Annotated in this window: 15 protein-coding genes; all 15 read left to right on the top strand. The window is 62.0% G+C overall.

From position 1 onward, the window contains the following. The first annotated feature begins 7 nt into the window (after positions 1 to 7). Positions 8 to 1,009, top strand: a complete 1,002-nt coding sequence (locus BSZ36_RS10785) for an NAD-dependent 4,6-dehydratase LegB (protein ID WP_094548791.1) — start codon at positions 8 to 10, stop codon at positions 1,007 to 1,009. Continuing rightward, positions 1,006 to 2,220 carry a LegC family aminotransferase gene (locus tag BSZ36_RS10780; RefSeq protein ID WP_094548789.1) on the top strand — a complete coding sequence of 405 codons (1,215 nt, stop codon included), beginning with the start codon at positions 1,006 to 1,008 and terminating at the stop codon, positions 2,218 to 2,220. The genes BSZ36_RS10785 and BSZ36_RS10780 overlap by 4 nt, the downstream gene beginning before the upstream one ends. Continuing rightward, entirely contained in the window at positions 2,213 to 3,385 is a 1,173-nt protein-coding gene (gene neuC, locus BSZ36_RS10775; protein WP_094548787.1) for a UDP-N-acetylglucosamine 2-epimerase, read from the top strand. The genes BSZ36_RS10780 and neuC overlap by 8 nt, the downstream gene beginning before the upstream one ends. A 2-nt stretch (positions 3,386 to 3,387) precedes the next feature. Further along, the gene (neuB, locus tag BSZ36_RS10770) at positions 3,388 to 4,464 is read left to right on the top strand and encodes an N-acetylneuraminate synthase (RefSeq protein ID WP_094551287.1); all 1,077 of its coding nucleotides are present in this window, start codon (positions 3,388 to 3,390) and stop codon (positions 4,462 to 4,464) included. A gap of 43 nt (positions 4,465 to 4,507) precedes the next feature. Continuing rightward, positions 4,508 to 5,557 (top strand): nucleotidyltransferase family protein, encoded by a 1,050-nt coding sequence (locus BSZ36_RS10765; protein ID WP_094548785.1) that lies wholly within the window; start codon positions 4,508 to 4,510, stop codon positions 5,555 to 5,557. Beyond that, positions 5,554 to 6,480: a Gfo/Idh/MocA family protein gene (locus BSZ36_RS10760; RefSeq protein WP_094548783.1), complete on the top strand. Its 927-nt coding sequence runs from the start codon at positions 5,554 to 5,556 to the stop codon at positions 6,478 to 6,480. The genes BSZ36_RS10765 and BSZ36_RS10760 overlap by 4 nt, the downstream gene beginning before the upstream one ends. Beyond that, a complete protein-coding gene (locus BSZ36_RS10755; RefSeq protein WP_094548781.1) occupies positions 6,477 to 7,187 on the top strand; it encodes an acylneuraminate cytidylyltransferase family protein in 711 nt (236 codons plus the stop codon). The genes BSZ36_RS10760 and BSZ36_RS10755 overlap by 4 nt, the downstream gene beginning before the upstream one ends. Then, a complete protein-coding gene (locus BSZ36_RS10750; RefSeq protein WP_094548779.1) occupies positions 7,180 to 8,004 on the top strand; it encodes an SDR family oxidoreductase in 825 nt (274 codons plus the stop codon). The genes BSZ36_RS10755 and BSZ36_RS10750 overlap by 8 nt, the downstream gene beginning before the upstream one ends. An 88-nt stretch (positions 8,005 to 8,092) precedes the next feature. Further along, positions 8,093 to 9,169 carry a hypothetical protein gene (locus BSZ36_RS10745; RefSeq protein ID WP_143536854.1) on the top strand — a complete coding sequence of 359 codons (1,077 nt, stop codon included), beginning with the start codon at positions 8,093 to 8,095 and terminating at the stop codon, positions 9,167 to 9,169. A 24-nt stretch (positions 9,170 to 9,193) separates the two neighbouring features. Next, a complete protein-coding gene (locus BSZ36_RS10740) occupies positions 9,194 to 9,991 on the top strand; it encodes a glycosyltransferase (RefSeq protein WP_094548775.1) in 798 nt (265 codons plus the stop codon). Continuing rightward, positions 9,988 to 10,857: a sulfotransferase family protein gene (locus tag BSZ36_RS10735; protein WP_143536853.1), complete on the top strand. Its 870-nt coding sequence runs from the start codon at positions 9,988 to 9,990 to the stop codon at positions 10,855 to 10,857. Before BSZ36_RS10740 ends, BSZ36_RS10735 begins: the two co-directional genes overlap by 4 nt. After that, complete coding sequence (locus tag BSZ36_RS20155) at positions 10,854 to 11,783, top strand: polysaccharide deacetylase family protein (protein WP_094548771.1); 930 nt, start codon at positions 10,854 to 10,856, stop codon at positions 11,781 to 11,783. The genes BSZ36_RS10735 and BSZ36_RS20155 overlap by 4 nt, the downstream gene beginning before the upstream one ends. Positions 11,784 to 11,985: 202 nt before the next feature. After that, a complete protein-coding gene (locus BSZ36_RS10725) occupies positions 11,986 to 12,591 on the top strand; it encodes a sulfotransferase family protein (protein ID WP_143536852.1) in 606 nt (201 codons plus the stop codon). Positions 12,592 to 12,682: 91 nt separating this feature from the next. Continuing rightward, positions 12,683 to 13,789 carry a glycosyltransferase family 4 protein gene (locus BSZ36_RS10720; protein ID WP_179271139.1) on the top strand — a complete coding sequence of 369 codons (1,107 nt, stop codon included), beginning with the start codon at positions 12,683 to 12,685 and terminating at the stop codon, positions 13,787 to 13,789. 5 nt (positions 13,790 to 13,794) lie between these two features. Next, complete coding sequence (locus BSZ36_RS10715) at positions 13,795 to 14,385, top strand: GNAT family N-acetyltransferase (RefSeq protein ID WP_094548765.1); 591 nt, start codon at positions 13,795 to 13,797, stop codon at positions 14,383 to 14,385. Positions 14,386 to 14,387 lie beyond the last annotated feature (2 nt).

Genomic DNA, 14,387 nt, shown 5'->3' with positions numbered 1-14,387 from the left:
AACCCCAATGGCTAAAAAGATTCTTGTAACCGGCGCTGACGGGTTCATCGGCTCGCACCTCGTCGAGGCCCTTGTCGAGAGAGGATATGACGTGCGCCCGTTCGTGCTGTACAACTCCTTCGGTTCGTGGGGGTGGCTGGACGACCTCGACGCCGACGTGCAGGCCAAGCTGGACGTGTTCGCCGGGGACGTGCGCGATCCCAACGGCGTGCGGAAGGCGATGGAGGGGTGCGACGTCGTGCTCCACCTCGCGGCGCTTATCGCGATCCCGTACTCGTACCACTCCCCAGACACGTACGTGGACACGAACGTGAAGGGAACGCTCAACGTCATGCAGGCGGCGCGGGACCTCGGCGTGGAGCGTGTGGTGCACACGTCGACGAGCGAGGTGTACGGGACAGCGCAGTTCGTGCCCATCTCCGAGGAGCACCCGCTGCAAGGGCAATCGCCGTACTCCGCGTCGAAGATCGGCGCCGACCAGATCGCGTACTCATTCTACGCCTCGTTCGACACGCCCGTAACCCTCCTGCGCCCGTTCAACACCTACGGCCCGCGGCAGTCGGCCCGCGCGGTGATTCCGACAATCATCACGCAGATCGCCAGCGGCAAGCGGAGGATCAAACTCGGCGCATTGCACCCGACACGGGATTTCAACTTCGTCGCGGACACCGTCCGAGGGTTCATCGCAGCGGCGGAGACCGACGCGGGGATCGGAGAGGTTATCAACGTGGGGAGTGGGTTCGAGATCTCGATCGGCGACCTAGTGCACGTCATCGCGGAGGCGATGGGGGTGGAGGTGGAGGTCGTGACCGACGAGGAGCGGATGCGCCCCGAGAAGAGTGAAGTGGAGCGGCTCCTGGCGTCGAACGAGAAGGCGGCGGAACTGCTCGGCTGGCGACCGGAGTACGGCTCCCGCGAGGGGCTCCGGCGCGGCCTCGCCGAGACGGCGGAGTGGTTCACGCACAAGGAGAACCTCCGTCGGTACAAGGCCGAGGTCTACAACGTATGAGCGCCGCCCCCGTCCAGCGCCCCGCCTCTGGCGCCAGAGGATCCCTGGCGGGCGACGTCCTAGAAACGCTCCAGGGCGTCCTCGGCTCGCCAGAGGCGTTCGTCCCGTTGCACGAGCCAAGGTTCGCCGGCAACGAGTGGGAGTACGTTAAGGAGTGCATCGACACCGGGTGGGTGTCGTCGGCGGGGAAGTACGTCGACCGGTTTGAGCAGATGCTCGCCGAGGTGACGGGCGCGCGGCGAGCGGTGGCGGTCGTCAACGGGACGGCGGCACTCCACGTCGCGCTCCGCTTGGTGGGCGTTGAGCGGGGCGACGAGGTGCTGATCCCTGCGCTGACGTTTGTAGCCACGGCGAACGCCGTAGCGTACTGCGGCGCCACGCCGCACTTCGCCGACAGCGAGGAGGCCACGTTGGGGATGGACCCGGACGCGCTCGAGGACTACCTCGCCGGGATCGCGGAGGTGCGCGATGGCGCGTGCGTCAACCGCCAGACGGGCCGCGTGATTCGCGCCGCCGTGCCGATGCACACGTTCGGGCACCCCGTCCGGCTCGGGCCTCTGGCGGAAGTCTGCGAGCGGTACGGCATCGCGCTCGTGGAGGACGCGGCGGAATCTTTGGGCTCGATGTACCGCGGCGTGCACACCGGCCGCATCGGGCGCGTGGGGACGCTGAGCTTCAACGGCAACAAGACCATTACGACCGGCGGCGGCGGCGCGCTTATCACCGACGACGAGGCTCTGGCGGACCTCGCCAAGCACCTCACTACGACGGCGAAGCAACCCCACCGATGGGCTTACCACCACGACCACGTGGGGTACAACTACCGGTTGCCCAACATCAACGCCGCGCTGGGGTGCGCGCAGGTGGAGCAGCTGGACGGGTTCTTGGCTTCCAAGCGGGAGCTCGCCTCGCGCTACTCCGAGGCGTTCGCGGGCGTGAAGGATGTCCAGTTCGTGGAGGAGCCACCGGAGAGCACGAGCAACTACTGGTTGGGCGCACTCTTGCTCGCCAGAGGCCGGGAGGATGAGCGCGACGCAGTCCTCGCCGCCACCAACGACGCCGGGATCATGACGCGGCCCGTCTGGTCGCTGATGTCCAGCCTCCCGATGTACGCGGGCTCCCCGTCGATGGACCTCTCCGTCGCCAGGGGCATCGTGCGGCGGCTAATCAACATCCCTAGCAGCGCGTTCTTGGTGTCGGACCATGCGTAAAGTGTGCGTCGTCACGGGTTCAAGGGCGGAATACGGGCTGATGTACTGGGTGCTCCGGGGCATCGCCGATGCTCCGGAGCTCGACCTTCAGATCGCCGCGACGGGGATGCACCTCTCGCCGGAGTTCGGGGCCACAGCGGGCACCATTGAGGCCGACGGCTTTACGATCTCAGAGCGCGTGGAATCCCTGCTCTCCAGCGACACGGCGGTGGGCGTCGCGAAATCTATCGGCTTGGGCGTGATCGGATTCGCCGACGCGTTCGCGCGGCTGGCACCGGACGTCGTCGTCGTGCTGGGCGACCGGTTCGAGGTTCTCGCTGCGGCGCAGGCAGCACTCGTCGCGAAAATTCCCATCGCGCACATTCACGGCGGCGAAACAACCGAGGGCGCCTTCGACGAGGCCATCCGCCACAGCGTGAGCAAGATGGCGACGTACCACTTCACCGCGACCAAGGACTTCCGGCGCCGCGTGATCCAACTCGGCGAGTCGCCGGAGCGGGTGTTCAACGTGGGGGCGCCGGGGTTGGACCACGTGCTCCAAACCGAGGCGCTCTCGCGCGAAGACTTAGAGGCCTCGCTCGGCGGGTTCTCCCTCGCTGCGCCCGCCTTCCTGGTCACCTACCACCCCGCGACGCTCGCCTCTGGCGGCGTGGAGGCGCCCGTCGCCGCGCTCACAAAGGCGCTCGACCGCTTCCCCGACGCGCACGTCCTTATCACGAAGAGCAACGCGGACACCGACGGGAGGCGCGTCAATGAACTGCTACAGGCGTACGCCGATGCCCGCCCGGACTCCGTAAAGCTAGTCGACTCCCTCGGGCAAATTCGCTACCTCAGCGCGCTCCGCCACGTCAGCGCCGTGATCGGCAACTCGTCGAGCGGCATTACCGAGGCGCCGTCGTTCGGTGTCCCGACGGTGAACATCGGCGACCGGCAAAAAGGCCGGCCCCGGGCCGAATCGGTCCTCGACTGCGCCGAGAACGCCGACGCCATCGAAGCCGCGATCCGCCAAGCGCTCGGAGACGAGGTGCAGGCGCGGCTCGCCACCGTGCGCTCCCCATACGGGGGAGGCGGGGCCTCTGGCGCCATCGTCGAGCACCTCCGCACGCTCCCCCTGGGCGAGGGGGTCCTCGCCCGTCCGTTCTACGACCTCCCCCACCACCCGTGAGCGTGTACATCATCGCTGAAGCTGGCGTCAACCACAACGGGTCCGTAGACCGCGCGATCGAACTCGTGGAGGCGGCCGCGCGAGCGGGCGCCGACGCCGTGAAGTTCCAGACCTTCAGGGCCGACGCGATCGTCAGCGCCTCGGCTCCGAAGGCGGCCTACCAAACCGCCACGACGGGCTCGGCGGAGTCGCAGCTGGAGATGGTCCGGAAGCTGGAACTCGACCGTGGCGCCCACGAGCGAATCCAAGAGGCGTGCCGGCAGCACGGCATTGAGTTCCTGTCTACGCCGTTCGACCTGGCTAGCGTGGACCTCCTCGTCCGCGAGCTGGGCGTGCCTCGCCTGAAGGTCCCCTCAGGCGAGGTCACCAACGCGCCGCTCCTGCTCCGCGTCGCCCGCCAGAGGCTCCCGCTTTTCGTCTCGACGGGAATGTGCACGCTCGGCGACGTCGAGGACGCCCTCGGCGTGATCGCCTTCGGGCTCTCGGCGCCAGAGGCGGCTGCGCCCTCGCGCGAGGCGTTCCGCCACGCCTTCGCCTCTGGCGAGGGCCAAGCCGCCCTGCGTGAGCACGTCACGCTGCTGCACTGCACCACGGAATACCCCGCGCCTCTGGCGGAGGTCAACCTCCGCGCGATGGGGACGCTCCGGCACGCCTTCGGTCTGCCGGTGGGCTACTCCGACCACACAGAGGGCATCACGGTCCCCGTAGCCGCGGCGGCGCTCGGCGCAACGGTCATCGAGAAGCACTTCACCTTGGACCGCACGCTGCCCGGCCCGGACCACGCCGCCTCGCTAGAACCCGGCGAGCTCGCCGCGATGGTGCAGGGGATCCGTGAGACCGCTCTTGCTCTTGGCAAGCCGGGCAAACGGCCCACGGCGGTAGAGGCCAAAAACGTCTCCGTCGTGCGTAAGAGCATCGTCGCCGCCCGTCCCCTCGCCAGAGGCGAGGTGCTGACCGAGGAGGCCATCACGACGAAGCGTCCGGGCGGGGGGATCTCTCCCATGGATTTCTGGGAAGCCGTAGGCCGCGAGGTCTCCCGCGACTTCGCCGCGGACGAACCCATCCGGTTTTACAAGTAGAGCCTCTGGCGAGGGCGTACCCTGTAGCTCTCCCCTCTGACCTATGCGAGACTGGAAACAAACCCTCATCAGCCCGAAGGCGACCGTCCGCGAGGCCGTCCGCGTGATCGATGCCGCGGCGCTCCAGATCGCCCTCGTCGTTGACGATGAGGGGCGGCTTCTCGGAACCGTGACCGACGGCGACGTCCGCCGTGCGATCCTAAGCGGGGTATCGCTCGACGACGACGTTGCAGGCGCTACGAACCAGAACCCGACGACGGCGAAGGAGAGCGACGACCCGGACGCGCTCCTCGCGCTGATGCGCCGGAAGCGGCTCCACCAAATCCCCCGCGTGGACCTCCGGGGGCGTGTGGTTGGCCTTGAGGTATTGGACGACCTCTTAAGCCCCGAGCCAAAGCCCAACGCTGTCGTCCTGATGGCCGGGGGGCTCGGGACCCGGCTCCGGCCGCTAACCAACGACACCCCGAAGCCGCTGCTTCGCGTAGGGCCCAAGCCCATCCTTCAGACCATCCTTGAAGCGTTCGCTAGCCACGGGTTCAGCCGGTTCTACCTCTCGGTGAACTACCTCGCCGAGCAGGTCGAGGAGCACTTTGGGGACGGGAGCCAGTGGGGAGTTCAGATCGAGTACCTCCGCGAGAAGCAGCGCCTCGGCACCGCCGGCGCGCTCTCGCTTTTGCCGGAGACGCCAGAGGCGCCTTTCTTCGTCATGAACGGAGATCTCCTCACACGGCTCAACTTCGCCCAACTCTTGGATTTCCACACACAAAACGGAGCCGCCGCTACAATGTGCGTTCGGGAGTACGAAATGCAGGTGCCCTACGGAGTGATCGATATCGAGGAGCACTCCATCGTGGATATCCGCGAAAAGCCGACCGAGCGGTACCTCGTCAATGGCGGCGTCTACGTGCTAGATCCCAGCGCGCTGTCGCTAATTCCGACCGGCGAGAGGTTCGATATGCCAGACCTCTTCACTCAACTGATCAGCGAGCAGAGGTCCGTCGCGGCGTTCCCAATCCGGGAGTACTGGATGGACATTGGCCAGCCGGAGGATTTTCACCGCGCGAATGGGCACTTCGATGAGGTGTTCGCATGAGGGCGCTCGTCGTGGGGTACGGCTCTATCGGAGCGCGGCATACTCGCATCCTCGAAGAGGATGGTCACGATGTAGGCGTCGTGAGCCGAAGGCCGGTCGACGTTTCCCGTCGATACGGCGCGCTCTCACAAGCCATCCGCGAGCACCATCCGGAGTACGTCGTTATCGCCAACCGGACGGAGGAGCATCGGCGGACCGTCAAGGAACTCGTAACCTGTGGATTCGAGGGCGTTCTCCTCGTAGAAAAGCCTCTATTCAACCAGCCTGGCTCTTTCCCGCCGAACGGGTTCAGTGCGTGCTACGTCGCGTACAACCTCCGCTTCCATCCGGGCGTCCAGCACTTACGCCAGCGGCTTCGTGGCGAGCGCGTTCTATCGGTGCAGGCGTATGTAGGTCACTACCTCCCATTGTGGCGCCCGAATCGGGACTACCGCACCACGTACTCCGCGCGGAAGGAGGAGGGCGGGGGGGTGCTTCGGGACCTTAGTCACGAGTTGGACTATCTCAACTGGATCCTGGGGGGGTGGAAGCAAGCTGAAGCGCGCGGCGGCCACCTTAGCTCTTTGGAAATCAATACCGAGGACGCCGTAGGGATTTTGGCTTCGTTCGAGAAGTGCCCGGTGGCGACCGTCCACCTCAATTACCTCGACCGCGTAGGGCGCCGTTCCGTACTGGTTAACACAGACGCCCGTACACTTGAACTCAACCTTACGGAGGGGTATATCCAAGAGGACGGCGTGAGGACTCTGTTCGAAGTAGGTCGGGACGACACGTACCGTGCCCAACACGCGGCGATCTTGGCAGGAGGTGGGGATGCCTGCACGGCAGAAGAAGCCCTTGACGTGCTGGACCTTGTCGCTGAAGTAGAGTCCTCGCTACGTCCCCTCTCACTGAGCGCGCCCGCGCCGATCCCTAGCCGATGACTAGACTTTGTACTATCTGCGCCAGAGGCGGCTCGAAAGGCGTTGAGGGAAAGAACCTCATGGATCTAGGAGGGAAGCCTCTCCTGGCGCACTCTATCGAGCAGGCGCTCGCCAGTGGCTTGTTCGGAGTCGTAGCAGTGAGCAGCGATTCAGAAGCGATCCTCCAAGTCGCTTCGGAGTGGGGTGCCGAGGTAATCATCAAGCGGCCGGGTCATCTCGCTACCGACCGCGCGCCCAAAGTCCCTGTTATCCAGCACGCTGTGCAAACGGCAGAAGCAGAGACCGGCATGCACTACGACACGCTTGTAGACTTGGATGCAACCTCACCGCTGCGTGTCCCTGCTGACATTGTTGGCGCCGTCGGCCTTCTTGAAACCCGGGGTGTTTCTCAAGTCATTACGGCGATGCCTGCTCGTCGGTCTCCATATTTCAACCTCGTCGAGTTGGACGCTGCCGGGCACGTGCAACTGAGCAAGCGTTTAGATTCGTCCGTTAGTCGCCGGCAGGACGCTCCGGCCTGCTTCGACATGAACGCTTCTGTGTACGTATGGACGCGCGAGGGGCTAACAAACTGGCAGTCTCCCTTCAACCCAGACACGCTACTGTACGAAATGCCTGAAGAGCGGTCCGTAGATGTCGATTCGCCGCTTGATGCAGAGTGGGTCCGCTTTCTTTACGAGTCGAGAGATACCCGCAGCTATGACTGAATCTTATCGAGGACTATTCGACCTGACCGGCAAAGTGGCACTCGTAACCGGCGGGAGCGGGTTGCTCGGTACGCACTTTTGCGCAGGCCTCGCTGAATACGGCGCATCAGTGGCGGTGGTCGATCTTCAGGAGGAAGCCGCCATTGAGGCGGCTCATTCTCTGCGGGAGCGTTTCGGTGTCCGAACGGTAGGGGTGGGCTGTGATGTGAGTGACCCTGCCGCCGTGGACGACACGGTTCGACTCGTAGCGAGCGAGTTAGGACGCGTTGACATCCTCCATAACAATGCTGCGTCAAAGTCTAACGACTTAGAAGCATTTTTCGCGCCGACGGAGGATTACGCAGTAGAGGAGTGGAGAAAGATCATGAGCGTCAACCTGGACGGTTTGTTCTGGATGGCCCGCGCCGTTGGCCGCCAGATGATAGCGCAGGGGGCCGGCGGAGCCATCGTGCAAACGGCGTCTATCTACGGGGTGGTAGGGCCAGATAGCCGGATCTATGAGGGGTCCCAATACCTCGGGCAAGAGATCAACACTCCGGCGGTGTACGCGGCGTCGAAAGGGGGCGTAGTGTCCCTGACTCGCTACCTCGCGACGACGTGGGCGCAGCATGGCATCCGCGTGAACTCCCTCACGCCTGGAGGGGTGGAAAGCGGTCAGAACGAGGCCTTCACATCGAACTACGCGGCGCGAACGCCGATGGGCCGGATGGGTAGGCCGGAAGAGATGGTAGGGGCGCTGATCTATCTATGCTCAGACGCTTCCAGCTACGTGACGGGTCAAAATCTGATTGTGGACGGAGGGTGGACCGCGTGGTGATCTCTTCCGTACCCGAGTTGCCCCTTTGAAACCGTTGCCTATCTCCCCCCCCCTTCAGTTCGAGACGGTCTGCATCGCGTCTACGCGCATGCAGTACATCAACGTCGTAGAGGCCGCGGCCTCGCTTGGGTTCTCCTTCGAGTCCTCCCTCCTCGTAGCGCCAGAGGCGATGCGCATACGGCTTGGGGAACCCAAAGAACCGTGGGGGGACGTGCGGTGGTATTCCTACGGAAGGGACATCGGGAGGCTGAGCCGGTGGCTCGGCCGCTCTGCCTTAGGCCGAGCGAGCCGAACGGTTGACCACGTCCGGATGTTCGCGCAGTTGCTGCCACCAGACCTAAAGGGCGGACGCTTAGTTCTCGGTAACATCTTGGACCGTAGGCTCCGCCATGTCGCCAACGCGCTCGACCCTGCCGAGTTGGTATTGATCGATGACGGGACGGCTACCATCGTCGTTGCCCAGCGGCTCCGAGACCAACCCATACAAAGTGTCTTGGCCAGAGTGGTAGAAAAAGGCTTGCGGCTGGATACGCGGTACCCCACACGTGGAACGCTGTTCACCATTTACGACGTAGATCTACCCCCGTCGTGGACACTCCGACACAATGAGTACTCCGTTCTGGGGGCGAAACTCAGGTCTGTGACGACCGCAAATGAGGCGCTCATCATTGGGGGGCCATACGTCGACTACGGTTGGATAGACCTTGATGACTACATTACACACCTTGAGGGCATTCAGGAATGGGCCCGTACCCCCATCACCTACGTCCCCCATGGGAAAGAAAGCGCGAGCGTCATCGCGGCTATTGAGTCTGCACTAGGATGCAGGACGTGGCGGCCGCCAGAGGCGTTGGAGGTCGCCCTCGCGCACCGTGGGGTCGTTCCCCGCCACGTGATCGGGTTCTACTCCTCATTCCTGCCGAATGCTGCCATGCTCTTCGGTGGAAGATGCGATGTTCTCGCTCTCGACATTGCGTTTCCGTATATGCCAGAGGCTATACGGCCTGGGATCGAAGACGTGTACGACTACCTGAGGATGAACGTTCAGCTCCCGAACTTCGCCGTAGTGACGTCAGAGGCCTTACATACTAGGCCTGCGCATATAGGCATAGTGGCGGAGGAACCGAATCGGGCAACTCTGCAGAGCAGTGGGGGTAAAAAGTAATGATTACGTTCGCTAGTTATACGAATGATCTGTTTTTTTCCAGGTATATTATGTCTGTACAAAAGTATAATATATAACTCTCAGCTAGAAAGTTTCAAGCTCGTCGTACTTTCTCGTGGGCTGTCTGCAAATAATGAGAGTACTCTCAGACAGTTACCCGGGGTTAGGGTTATAAACCTGGACAAGTTGGATGGTTTGGGGGCCGGGACTGGTCTTAATGCAAAAAAGATGTTCAATATGAACAAGCTTTACCTGTTCGGCCTTGACGAGTACGAAAAATTAGTATACCTAGACGCTGATATGTTGTGTCTTGGAGATCTGCGCCCTCTCGAACATATCGAGCCTTGGGCAATGGCTCCAGATTACGGGCAAAATGTAGGGGCGTCTGTGGGTCAAAGGATGATGTTTAACACGGGCGTTATGGTGTTGCGGCCATGTAAGGAAACGTTTGGCAATTTAGTAAAAACGTTGAGGGGTATGAGGTTTGGTCACTTTGCTGATCAGGCTGTCATAAACAAATATCTTAATGACGATAGTGTTCCAGTTGAGTGTCTTCATCCCAAGTGGAATCTTATTATCTCAAACAAACATATAAACAAGAAAATGTATAGTGATATTATGAAAAGCGGCGTTAAATTTATGCATTTCACTAAAATAAAGCCTTGGGCAATTGGGCGTGGTCTCCTCGTGGAGAAGACCTCCTCAAAGGTGTATCTCCACGCCAAAGACAGGTTGCTGCGGTGGAGGTTTAAGGAGGAAATAGCATTGTGGAAGAGTGCCGACGCCTCCATGCGTATTGAGACCGCCTCGTCCGCAGTATGACCTCCATAATCCTCCTATCAGATAAGTCCTCCGGCTCCAGCGCCGTTCAGCGTGAGTTTCTTCGCGCTGGTGCGCGGACGCTAGGCAGTACTCCGCATATGGAGGAGGAGACGCTATACTGGATGAAAGCGGCTGCCGTATTGGAGATGGAACAACCTGCCATGCGGTATAGCCGTGACGTCCCGTATACCCGGAGCCGTGCGCGGGCGGAACTAGAGTATCTCCTGAGGGAAAACGTTCCTGGTTTTTCCATTCCTTCAGATCATGAGGCGCTTGTGTTGGATGGGTGGCGGGCGTTGTGCGAAGCATATGCGCCTGCGCTGTTCGAAAAGTCACCGCATCACCTCCACTCACGCTCCGCGCTCTCGCTGATGCGGAGGGCCTCTTGCGAACTGAGCGACGTGGAGTTCCGTTTTGTCGGGCTTGTGCGCAACCCTGTCGACACGCTCTACTCAATGTGGAGCCGCTGGCGCTACGTACCCGAAGTCAGAGAGCGTGAGTGGGTCCGAGCTTACGGAAACCTGTTGAGATTTAAGGACGACATGGGAGACTCGCTACGGGTCGTTCGGTACGAGGACATCGCTTCGGATCCGGCCGAACTCGACTCTCTCGTGGCATTCGCGCTGGGTGTTGGGCAAGAACCAGATTCAAGGCTCCACACGCGGTCCGTCCAGAAGTGGCGAGAGGACAGCCGCTTTGGGTACCAACCCTCCGAAGCCGTGCTCCGCATGGGGGAGAGGTTTGGGTACGACAGGCCATCAATGATCAATCCGCCGAGGGCAGGGTGGGCTATTTACTCCAACGCGACCCGCGCGTTTCGCGTGGGCCAGCAAGCGCTCGCCCGGCTCCGCGGACGAGTACAATGATGGGATCTGCGAGACTATCGAAGACGATCGACAGCGCGCTTGCACGCTCTCCGTTCCAGGCCGCGCACCGATGGCGGACACGGGGAGACCTAGCTGTTCTCGCGTACCATAGCGTCGAAGACGGCGCGCAGTTTGCGCGCCAGATGGACCTAGTTCGCGAGCTTCGCCGCCCGGTTTCCTTAGACCACATCATCCACGCTATTGAGAACAAGACGCCGCTGCCCCCCCGCGCCGTTCTGGTAACGTTCGATGACGGCGACCGAAGTGTGCTAGAAGTCGCCGCGCCGATCCTGCTTGAAAGGCAGATTCCAGCCGCAGCGTTTGTCGTTGCCGGCCTATTAGACACAGACGCGCCATTTTGGTGGGACGAAGTCGAAGACCTAGTTCGCAGAGGGGGGCGGGCTGACATTATCGACCCTCGGGAGTCCCCATTCGGGGTGGTTCGAACGCTTAAGAGGATCTCGAACTCGAAGCGCCTTCTTGCTATCGAATCGCTAAGGCGTACGGCGCGAGAGCCTGCGCCTCGGATGCTGCAGTTACGTCGGTCCGAACTCGTGGAACTTGAGCGCAGCGGGGTCGAAGTCGGCAACCACACGATGACGCACCCGTGCCTCCACGAGTGCTCAACACATACGATCCGAGAAGAACTGGCTACGTCGCAGCGCGAGCTGGCTCAGGTGTTGGGCCATGCTCCGCGCGCGCTCGCGTATCCCAATGGGGACCATGACCCTAGAGTTCGAGAAGCAGCTGAAGCATGCGGCTTTCGAGCAGCGTTTCTGTTCGATCACCGTATGGCGCGGAGCCCGATACCGGATCCTCTCCGGATTTCTCGCCTACGCATCGACGCGACCGCATCATTGGAACGGCTACGGGTCACGCTAAGCGGCTTACATCCTGCGGTGCACCAAGCTCTAGGGCGTCCCTGAACCGCCCGCGCACATAGCCATCAGGGCGGAGCGTTGGGCAGGCGGCCAATCGGTTGTTTCCTGCTGATCGGCAAAAGCGTTTCCTCATGCTTGACGGGCTCAGTAGTCTGAGTGGCTATTATATTCCGCATCTCGTCACCCGTCTCTTACTCGGCTGAAGGTTGCCGGGACCCCGACTTAAAATTATAAATCCGATCCGGGCATGAAGCAGAAAGTTTTTGGGATAGGACTGGGTAGAACTGGCACGACTACTCTTAGAAAGTGTTTTCACCTATTGGGCTATTCGACAGTTGGTTCAGATGATGACATGTTTGAGCTATACAGTAGTGGTGAGATGGACCGCTTGTTGTTCGAGGTCGACAAGTTTGATTTTGCCAAGGACTATCCCTGGGCTCTTATGTATAAGGAGCTTGATGAGAGGTTTCCTGATAGCAAATTTATTCTGACTACAAGAAAGAGTGGCGACATCTGGTACGACAGCTTGCGGAGGCATGCAAAGCTGAAGGGGAAAGACATGAGTTTGTCTGTGCGAGGCCTCGTGGGCGAGGGTTCTGGCAAAAAAGATTACATAGAAATGTATGAGAATCACAATCAAGAGGTAAGGGATTACTTCAGGGGGCGGGATAATTTTGCGGAGATGTGTTGGGAGAACGGGCATGGGTGGGGGGAGATCTGCACGTACCTGGGTTTGGCTATACCCCTGGAGGATTTTCCTCACAGCAACCCCAGCCCGAACCTAGCCAAGCGATATTACCTGAAGGCACGGAGGCCGATCCGGGCGCTGATAAAGAAGTACACCGGATTGTAAGGGCAGCACTGTTCCCGTACCCGAGGGTTAGGGGCAGCCTGCAATGTCTGCGCAGAGTGACCTGACATATTCCTTTAGACCCCGCTCTCGTATGCCCCTGGCGCTCCGCATTGCGCAACTCGTCTCAAGCCGCCAGAGGCGAGGGGCTGAAGTCTTCGCCTCGGACCTCTCCGAAGCCCTCGCCGCCCTCGGGCACGAGGTCTCCTTCGCCGGCTTGGCAGCACCCCCCGTGGAGCCTCTGGCGCCAGAGGTCACAAACGTGGACCTCACGTCGGGGCCTTTGGCGTCAATGAGTTTGGAGATCGTCCGCTCGACCGCTCGGCACATCCGCGAGACGCGGCCCGATGTGATCCAGGCCAACGGGGGGGCGGTCATGAAATACGTCGCGCTTGCGCAGGCGTGGGGGCGGACGCGGGTGCCCGTGGTGTATTGCAACATCGGGCTCTCCAGCGACTGGGTGCGGCACAGAGCTCAGAGGGCATGGACCGGGTGGCTGCTCCGACGGGCCGACGTGACGGCTGCGGTTAGCGCAGCAAGCCGCGACGATCTCCTCCGCCAGTACGGCCTCGACCCTGCGGTCGTCCGAGTGGTCCGGCGAGGCGTAGACGTGGGAGCAAGGGTACGCGCTGACGAGGGCCGCCGGGCGCTTACCGAAGCGGGCGTCCCCTCCGGGTCCTTTGTGGTGTTGCACGTTGGGAGCTTCTCGGAAGAGAAGAACCACGCGGGACTTATCCGCATTGTTGAGCGCGTGCGTGCGGAATCGGACCGCGACGTCCGGCTAGTGTTGGTGGGTGGCGGACCTCTCTACGAAGCCGTCGAGAGGTCCGCTCCTGCTCACGTACACATCCTCGGCATTCGCGAGGACGTCCCCGCTTTGATGGCTGGCGCCGATGTCCTCTTGCTTCCCAGCCGGACGGAAGGGATTCCGGGCGTCGTTCTTGAGGCGGCCGCCCAAGGGATCCCTACGGTAGCGTACGACGTGGGCGGTGTCAGCGAGGCTGTCCGTGACGGAGAGACCGGTGCTGTCATTGAGGCGGGGGACGAGGCTGCTGCCTCTGGCGCAGTGCTCCGGCTAATCCGAGAGCCGATGACGCTTGCTGAGTGGGGGGAAGCCGCCCGGGCATTCGTGCGCGACGAGTACAGCTTGGACGCGAGCGTCCACGCATTTTTAGACCTCTACCGAGAAATCACTCGCTGACGCGGATGGCACACTTCCTCAAAACGCTCTGGCGGAAGGTCCGCGACCGATTGTATCACCGAGTCGTCTACATTTACTACGTCGTAGACCTTCCCGCGCCGGAGATCGCGCAGGACTCGCCTCGCGTGGCGGTGGACGACCCCTCGGCGCACGACGCCCCGGTACCCGACGGCTCTGCTCGGGCGTCGCCCTCGTTTAGCAATCGGGTTGAGGACCGGGCGCGGACCGGGTCCAAGTTCTACACCGTCTCGTTCAACGGCAACCTTGCCCACTGGGGGTGGGCCACGCCCTTCGAGGGCAAGATCCGGCTGCGCTCAGCCGGAGCGGTGCTCGTGACGGGCAAGCCGGGCGTGATGCTCGTGGACTTCTACACCGAGCCAGCGTTCCGCCGTCAGGGGCTCTACGCGGAGAACATCCGCAAAATGCTTCACGACGCCACGGCCTCTGGCGCCGAGCAGGCCTTTATTGCGACGAAGATGACGAACACGCCGTCGCGCCGGGCCATCGAAGGAGTGGGGTTCCGCCCGTTCCGCGAGTACACCCGAACGCGCGTGCTCGGCCGCTCGTGGACTCGGGCGCGCGACCTCCCCTCTTAAAA

Origin of the sequence: Rubricoccus marinus, assembly GCF_002257665.1 — a bacterium.
Lineage (GTDB): Bacteria > Bacteroidota > Rhodothermia > Rhodothermales > Rubricoccaceae > Rubricoccus > Rubricoccus marinus.
This window is presented reverse-complemented; position numbering and strand designations above follow the sequence as displayed.

Bases quoted from the DNA above. Each gene is read 5' to 3' on its own strand.
- BSZ36_RS10785 (WP_094548791.1), top strand. From the start codon at position 8: ATGGCTAAAAAGATTCTTGTAACCGGCGCTGACGGGTTCATCGGCTCG.
- BSZ36_RS10780 (WP_094548789.1), top strand. From the start codon at position 1,006: ATGAGCGCCGCCCCCGTCCAGCGCCCCGCCTCTGGCGCCAGAGGATCC.
- neuC (WP_094548787.1), top strand. From the start codon at position 2,213: ATGCGTAAAGTGTGCGTCGTCACGGGTTCAAGGGCGGAATACGGGCTG.
- BSZ36_RS10765 (WP_094548785.1), top strand. From the start codon at position 4,508: ATGCGAGACTGGAAACAAACCCTCATCAGCCCGAAGGCGACCGTCCGC.
- BSZ36_RS10760 (WP_094548783.1), top strand. From the start codon at position 5,554: ATGAGGGCGCTCGTCGTGGGGTACGGCTCTATCGGAGCGCGGCATACT.
- BSZ36_RS10755 (WP_094548781.1), top strand. From the start codon at position 6,477: ATGACTAGACTTTGTACTATCTGCGCCAGAGGCGGCTCGAAAGGCGTT.
- BSZ36_RS10750 (WP_094548779.1), top strand. From the start codon at position 7,180: ATGACTGAATCTTATCGAGGACTATTCGACCTGACCGGCAAAGTGGCA.
- BSZ36_RS10745 (WP_143536854.1), top strand. From the start codon at position 8,093: ATGCAGTACATCAACGTCGTAGAGGCCGCGGCCTCGCTTGGGTTCTCC.
- BSZ36_RS10740 (WP_094548775.1), top strand. From the start codon at position 9,194: ATGATCTGTTTTTTTCCAGGTATATTATGTCTGTACAAAAGTATAATA.
- BSZ36_RS10735 (WP_143536853.1), top strand. From the start codon at position 9,988: ATGACCTCCATAATCCTCCTATCAGATAAGTCCTCCGGCTCCAGCGCC.
- BSZ36_RS20155 (WP_094548771.1), top strand. From the start codon at position 10,854: ATGATGGGATCTGCGAGACTATCGAAGACGATCGACAGCGCGCTTGCA.
- BSZ36_RS10725 (WP_143536852.1), top strand. From the start codon at position 11,986: ATGAAGCAGAAAGTTTTTGGGATAGGACTGGGTAGAACTGGCACGACT.
- BSZ36_RS10720 (WP_179271139.1), top strand. From the start codon at position 12,683: ATGCCCCTGGCGCTCCGCATTGCGCAACTCGTCTCAAGCCGCCAGAGG.
- BSZ36_RS10715 (WP_094548765.1), top strand. From the start codon at position 13,795: ATGGCACACTTCCTCAAAACGCTCTGGCGGAAGGTCCGCGACCGATTG.